The sequence below is a fragment of the Streptomyces sp. DvalAA-14 genome, from assembly GCF_900091855.1.
Taxonomy (GTDB): Bacteria; Actinomycetota; Actinomycetes; order Streptomycetales; family Streptomycetaceae; genus Actinacidiphila.
Map to the genome: position 1 here is coordinate 1 of NZ_FMCH01000341.1, position 6500 is coordinate 6500.

The following is a 6500-nucleotide window of genomic DNA, read 5'->3' on the forward strand; positions in this document are numbered from 1 at the left end:
TCCGGCGGCGAGCCTGGGACGACGGGCGGTCAGCGCGGGCACACGCCCGATCGTACGGCCCCGGGTCAGCCCGCCGGACGGGTCACCGCGGTGATCGGCATCATGCCGACCGGGTCGTACCGGACCCGGGCGCCGGGGTAGGGCGCGTGCACGACCTGGCCGCCGCCCACGTACATCCCCACGTGGCTGGCGTCGCTCCGGTAGATCACCAGATCCCCGGGGCGGACCTGGTCCAGCGGTACGTGCGTGCCGGAGTCCAACTGCTCCTGGGAGGTGCGCGGCAGGGCGACCCCGGCCTGGCGGTAGGCGTAGAGCATCAGGCCCGAGCAGTCGAAGGCGTTGGGGCCGGTGGCGCCCCAGACATAGGGCGCGCCGACCGCGCCCCGCACCGCGGCCACCGCGAGGGCGGCTCGGCCGGAGGAGGCGGGCAGGTCGGTGAGCTCGGTGGGCGGCCGGCCGCGGGAGGCGCGCTGGTCCGAGCCGGGGCGGTAGTCGTCCCGGCCCGGGCCGGCGGGCGGCGTGGTGAGGATGCGCCGGGCGGCGGCGAGCGAGCGCTGCACCGCCTTCTTGCGCTGCTGCAGCAGGGCCCCGGCGCGGCGCAGTTGGCCGAGTTTGGCGGCGGCCTGGTGGCGCTGCTGCTCCAATGTCTGCTCGGCGGCCTGGAGTTGCCGCAGCTGCCCCGCCTGCTGGTCGCCGATCCGGCTGAGGGTGGCGGCGCGGTCGAGATAGTCGGCGGGGTCCTCGGACAGCAGCAGCTCCAGCGACGGGTCGAGGGCGCCGTCGCGGTACTGGGAGGCGGCCAGGGCGCCGAGTTCGTCCCGGAGCCGGTTGACCCGCTGCTGGCCCCTGGCGGCCCGGTCCTGGAGCGCGGTCAGCTCACCGCGCAGCTTCTCGGTGCGCTCCTGGGCGGCGTCGTAGCGCTGAGTGGCCTGCTCGGCCTGCTCGTAGAGCCGGTCGAGGCGGTCCGCCTGGGCGGCGTGGTCCAGGGCGCCCGGCTGGTCCGCCACCGCGAACTGCGCGGCGCCGCCGGAGAGTGCCGCGGTGGCCGCCGCCGCCGCGGAGAGCACGGTGACGCGGGTGGAACGGGCGGCCAGGCCCGGCTGCGGAAAGCGTCGATGGGAAGCCACAGCAGCAGACAGTAACCATGCGGTGGCGAAGAGTACAAAGAACCGGCGACCCGGATGTACCGCCGCCGAAGGCCGCGCCGCAGGTCACACGCCCCGGCCCGCGCCGCCGCCGGGACGTTGATCACCCGAACGCCGTACGGCCCGGGTCGTAGTGCCCAGGCCGCGCCGCCGTCAGATGCGGACGCCGAACTCGAACGGCATGTCGCTGAGCGACTCGTAGCGCACCGAGGCACCCGGCTTCGGCGCGTGCAGCACGACGCCGCCGCCCGCGTAGAGGCCGACGTGGTGGTAGTCGCCGTAGAAGATCACCAGGTCGCCGACGCCGAGCTGGGACTCGGAGTAGATCCGGGTACCGGCGTTGGCCTGCTCCTCCGAGGTCCGGGGTATCGACACGCCTGCCTGGGCGTAGGCCCAGGAGGTGAGACCCGAGCAGTCGAAGGAGCCGGGGCCGGTCGCGCCGTAGACATACGGCTTGCCGATCTCCCGCACGGCCGCGTCGTAGGCGGCCTGGGCGCGGGCGGTGGCGGCCTTGGCGTTCATGGGCACTCGGACGTCGGCCCGGCTGGCGGAGACGACGTCCTGCGCCTGCAGCGCCGCGCGCTGGGCCGCGGTCAGCGAGTTGAGCAGCTTGCGGGCCTCGCCCAGCTTCTGCGTGGTCTCGGTCTTGCGCTTGGCCAACTCCGTCTGCGTGCTCTGGAGTTCGGCCAGCTTGCTGGTGGCCTCGGCGCGCGACTGGTCCAGGCTCCGCTTGGCGTTCTGGAGCTGCTCCAGCGCGCTGGCCTGCAGCGAGCCGAGCTGGTCCAGGGTGGACGCCTGCTGGAGGTAGGTGTCGGGATTTCCCGAGAGGAAGAGCTGGATCGTCGGGTCGATGCCGCCGCTGCGGTACTGGGAGGCGGCGAGGGTGCCGATGCCGTCCCTGAGCTGGTTCAGGTGCTGCTGCTGCCGTGCCACCTGGTCCTGGAGGCCGGAGGCGTCCTTCTGGAGCTTGTGCAGCTGCTCGTTGGCGGCGTCGTACTTCTCGGTGGCCTGCTCCGCCTGCGTGTAGAGGGCGTCCACCTTGGCCTTGGCGTCCTTGATGGTGGGCTGCGGACTCGCGTTCGCGGCCTGCGACGAAAGGGCGACCGCGGCAGCGGCGGTGGCAGTCAGCACGGTCACGCGGGTGCGGGTTGCCGGCTTGGGACGACGGTGGGACGCCACGAAGGCGAGCTCCTTCTTCCTCAGCCGCCTACCGGCTTCTGCTGGCGGGCGGCCTCCGAGCGCCATCCGGGTTGGATGATCGACTGCGCGGAGGTTCGAGGCCTGACCTTAGTGACCTTCCTGTGATCGGTTCAAATCTTTGTAGGCAAAATCTCGACCGCTTCGCACATTCTTTACGTGCGTCGTACGCGCGGTAAGGTCCGGACAACGCTGAGTTGGCGATCGCACGCGATCATGTACACCATCACGTTCGCCATCACGCCCGCTGTGGCGCCCGCTGTGCCGCCCGAGCCGAGGGACCGTCAAAGGCCGGTCCGCGCCGCCGCGTTCAGACCCGCGCGAGCCGCTTCAGCAGCAGCAGGGACGCCACCGGACGCGCCCCGGCCTTGGCCACCCCGTCGGCGACCTCACGGTCCGCGGAGACCACCACGATCTGCCGGCCCGGGGGTTCGGCCCGCACCAGCCGGCGGATCAGCTCGTCGGCGGTCTCCCCGGCCTTGCTGAACAGCACCCGCACCCCGCGCGGCGGCGCGAGCAGCACCGGCATGTCCAGATCGGCGCCGTCGAAGACACAGGTGACCTCGGCGCCGGTCTGCGCGGCCAGCGCCGCCAGTCCACCGAGCAGCCGCAGCCGCTGCTTCTCCAGCGGCATCGACGGATAACCGGTCTTGGTGACGTTGTAGCCGTCCACCACCAGGTGCGCCTGCGGCAACGCCAACAGTTGGTCGAGGAGTTGCGGGTCGGTCTCGGACAGCGCGCGCTTGGCGACATCGCGGGCGCTGAGCTGTCCGGGCGCCACCGCGTCCACCGTGTCGGCGGGCCGCACCCCGATGGTGTCGCGCGGCGGCAGCGCCAGTTCGCGGCGCAGACCGGTGGCGGCGTCCAGCACGGTGTCCAGCAGCAGCCGCAGCCGTACGTCCTCCACACTGCGGCCCTCGCGCACCGCCCGGCGGCCGGCTTCCATCACCGCCTCGGACTCGGTGAGCCGGGCCCGCAGCCGCCTGGCCTCGCCGTCGGCGGCGGACCGCTCCCGGTCGGCGGCGGCACGGACGTCGTCCAGCTCCGCCTGGAGTTTGCGCTGGGCGGCCTCGGCGCGCTTGACGTCGCTGTGCGCGGCGCGCAGCTTGCGGTGCAGCGCGTCGCCCTCCTTGCGGACGGTGTCGAGTTCGGCGCGGGCCCGGGCGGCCTCGATGCGAGCCTGGGCCTGCAGCGTCTCGACCTCGTCGCGCAGCCGGGCCAGCTCGCGCAGGGTCTCCTCGTCGGCCCGTTCGGCGTCGGCGCGCTGGGCCTCCTCGCCCGCGGTGGCGACCAGCTTGGCCCAGCCGACGGGCCGCAGCAGGTAGGCGGCGGCGGCCACGTCCAGCGGGTCGGCGGCCGGCGGGGGGGTGGAGCCGTCCAGCGCCTCGGTCAGCTCCGGTTGCGACTCGCGCAGCTTGGCCGCCACCTTGTGCCGGAAGCCGGCATCCGACTCCAGGGCCGCGGCGAGCGCGGTGGCCGCGTAACGCACCCGCCGGGAGGGGGTGAAACGGGCATAAGGGCGCAGCGAAACCGGCAGATCGGCGAAGGTGAAGCCCCCGAAGGCGTCCGCGGCGATGGCGACGACCCGGTGCCGTACGCCCTCGGGCAGCGGTCGGTCCAGCGCGGGCTCGCCCGCGCCGCCGTCGCCCGCCTCGGCGTCGGGTACGCCGCCGCTACCGTCCACCAGTCACTCCCGTCCGGTTCGTCGGCGTCCTCCCGGCCCCCTTCGATCCCTCCGGCCGCCGTCTGCTGTGTCCATTGTCCCCGCTGCGAGGGTCGATCCGCTCGGTACCTCGTGATCGGCTCGGCGGGCGGTCGCCGCCGGCGTACCGGTGCGGGCCACGGGCGTGTGTCCCGGTCACCCTACGGCCTCGGCGGTCCGCCGCGCTGCGGCGAGGCGAGCCACGCCCGATAAGTCCGTTCCGTCATCATCGGTCCATGGTCATCCCGGTGCACGAGGCGTACGACAAGAACCCGGTCCGCCGCACGCCGGTCGTCACCTACACGCTGATCGGCCTGTGCACCGCGGTGTTCCTGCTGGGTCCGCTGTCCGGCTTCACCTCGGTCTACGGCGGCGCCCACCGGCTGATCTGCGAACAGGCGGTCTACTTCGACCACTGGGGGGTCGTACCCACCGAGCTCTTCCACGGCAAGCTCCCACCCGCCCGGCTGGTCCTGCCCAGCGGCTGCCCGGCCGCACACCCCTACTGGAAATCACCGTTCCTGTCCGTCCTCACCGCACTGTTCCTGCACGGCGGCTGGGTGCACCTGATCGGCAACATGCTCTTCTTGTGGGTCTTCGGCGAGAACGTCGAGAACCGCATGGGCCGGATCCGCTTCGCCCTCTTCTACCTCGCCGCCGGATACCTGGCCACCTACGGCTTCGCACTCGGCCACCCGGACGACACGCAGAGCCTGGTCGGCGCGTCGGGGGCGATCTCCGGGGCGCTGGGTGCCTACCTCTACCTCTGTCCCCGCGCGCGGGTGACGAGCGTGTTCCCCTTCCTCTTCTTCATCCCGCTGCGCTTCCCGGCCTGGGTCGTGCTCGGCTTCTGGTTCGTCCTCCAGTGGCTGGCCGCGCAGACCGCCAAGGGCGGCCCCGGCGTGGCCTATCTGGCCCACGTGGTGGGCTTCGCCTTCGGCTTCCTGTGCGCATGGGTGTGCTATCGGCCACGGCGTAAGGTGAGCCTCGTCATCAGGCCGACCCAAGGAGACCTTCCGTCGTGATCACCGCGATCGTGCTCATCAAGACGTCTGTCGACCGGATCCCGGAGATCGCGGAGTCCATCGCCGCGCTCGACAACGTCAGCGAGGTCTACTCGGTGACCGGCAATTACGACCTGGTCGCGCTGGTCCGGGTGGGTCGGCACGATGATCTGGCGGACATCATTCCGGGGCGGATCAGCAAGATTCCGGGCGTGCGGGTTACGGATACGCATGTGGCGTTCCGGACGTATTCCCAGCACGACCTGGAGGCGGCGTTCGCGATCGGCCTCGACGCGTAGCTTTTCGTGTCCTCAATCGCCGGACGGGCTGTTTTTTGGCCTCGGGTCGGCGGACCGTGTGTCCTCAATCGCCGGACGGGCTCATTTTTCGAGCCGTCCGGCGCTCGAGGACGGGCGGAGCAACCCCAGCCCGTCCGGCGCTTGAGGACGAACCCCGCGGGGCGACCAACTCCAGCCCGTCCGGCGCCTGAGGACAAACCGCGCGGGGCAAGCAACTCCAGCCCGTCCGGCGCCTGAGGACAAACCGCGCGGGGCAAGCAACTCCAGCCCGTCCGGCGCCTGAGGACAAACCGCCCCGGGCGACCAAACCCAGCCCTCCGGCGCTTGAGGACAGATCCGGGGCCCGCCGGGCGAGGGGGTGGAGGGCTAGTCGCGGGCCGGGACGCAGCGGCCGTTTTCGGTGACGTAATTCCAGCGGGCGCCCTCGCGCACGAGGGCCCTCACCGCCGCGAGAAAGCGCGCAATGTGCTCGTCCGGCGTGCCGACCCCGAAGCTGACCCGGATCGCGTTGAGGGACCGCTCCCCCGGCGCCGCGTCGGGCGCCCCGCACTCACCGGGCTCGTCGGGCGCGCTGTCGAGCAGCGTGCGCACCAGCGGGTGCGCGCAGAAGAGCCCGTCGCGGACCCCGATGCCGTATTCCGCCGAGAGCGCCGCCGCGAAGTGGGAGCTGTTCCAGCCCTGTACGACGAAGGACAGCACGCCGACCCGGGCCGAGTCCGGCCCGAACAGCGACAGCACCCGCACCTCCGGCACGGCGGCCAGCCCGTCCCGCAACTGGGCGAGCAACTGCCGCTCACGGTCGGCCAGTCGGTCGAAGCCGGCCTCGGTCAGGGCCCGGCACGCCGAGGCGATGGCGTAGGCGCCGATGACGTTGGGCGACCCGGCCTCGTGCCGGGCGGCGATCGCGGTGTGCCACTCGACGTCCAGCCGGCCGTCGGCCCGGCGGGCGACCTTGCGGGTGGCGCCGCCCCCGGCCAGGTACGGCTGGGCGTCCCGCAGCCAGTCGGGGCGCCCGGCGAGGACCCCGGAGCCGAAGGGCGCGTAGAGCTTGTGCCCGGAGAAGGCGACCCAGTCCACGTCGAGTGCGGCGATGTCCACCGCCTGGTGCGGGACGAGTTGAGCCGCGTCGAGAACGATCCGGGCGCCGTGCCGG

Annotated in this window: 6 protein-coding genes; 2 read left to right on the forward strand and 4 right to left on the reverse strand. The window is 72.5% G+C overall.

The genetic code is table 11. The features are described 5' to 3' along the window. Positions 1-65 precede the first annotated feature (65 nt). From GA0115240_RS17360 to GA0115240_RS17370, 3 genes are all read right to left on the reverse strand, one after another. Entirely contained in the window at positions 66-1127 is a 1062-nt protein-coding gene (locus GA0115240_RS17360) for a C40 family peptidase (RefSeq protein WP_093737579.1), read from the reverse strand. Positions 1128-1298: 171 nt separating this feature from the next. Then, positions 1299-2324 carry a C40 family peptidase gene (locus GA0115240_RS17365; protein ID WP_093737580.1) on the reverse strand — a complete coding sequence of 342 codons (1026 nt, stop codon included), beginning with the start codon at positions 2322-2324 and terminating at the stop codon, positions 1299-1301. A 328-nt stretch (positions 2325-2652) separates the two neighbouring features. Then, a complete protein-coding gene (locus GA0115240_RS17370) occupies positions 2653-4029 on the reverse strand; it encodes an NYN domain-containing protein (RefSeq protein WP_176725102.1) in 1377 nt (458 codons plus the stop codon). Positions 4030-4280: 251 nt separating this feature from the next. On the opposite strand from GA0115240_RS17370, the gene GA0115240_RS17375 reads away from it, so the two are divergent. Together GA0115240_RS17375 and GA0115240_RS17380 are read left to right on the forward strand one after the other, a co-directional pair. Continuing rightward, positions 4281-5069: a rhomboid family intramembrane serine protease gene (locus GA0115240_RS17375; RefSeq protein WP_093737582.1), complete on the forward strand. Its 789-nt coding sequence runs from the start codon at positions 4281-4283 to the stop codon at positions 5067-5069. Then, entirely contained in the window at positions 5066-5347 is a 282-nt protein-coding gene (locus GA0115240_RS17380; RefSeq protein ID WP_093737583.1) for an Lrp/AsnC family transcriptional regulator, read from the forward strand. Before GA0115240_RS17375 ends, GA0115240_RS17380 begins: the two co-directional genes overlap by 4 nt. A 366-nt stretch (positions 5348-5713) precedes the next feature. Here the strand turns inward: GA0115240_RS17380 and GA0115240_RS17385 are convergent. Next, on the reverse strand, positions 5714-6500 hold a 787-nt coding region (locus GA0115240_RS17385), incomplete at its 5' end, for an aminotransferase class V-fold PLP-dependent enzyme (protein ID WP_141708872.1).

Excerpts from the sequence above, each read along its gene's own strand:
- GA0115240_RS17375 (WP_093737582.1), top strand. The coding sequence starts at position 4,281 with ATGGTCATCCCGGTGCACGAGGCGTACGACAAGAACCCGGTCCGCCGC.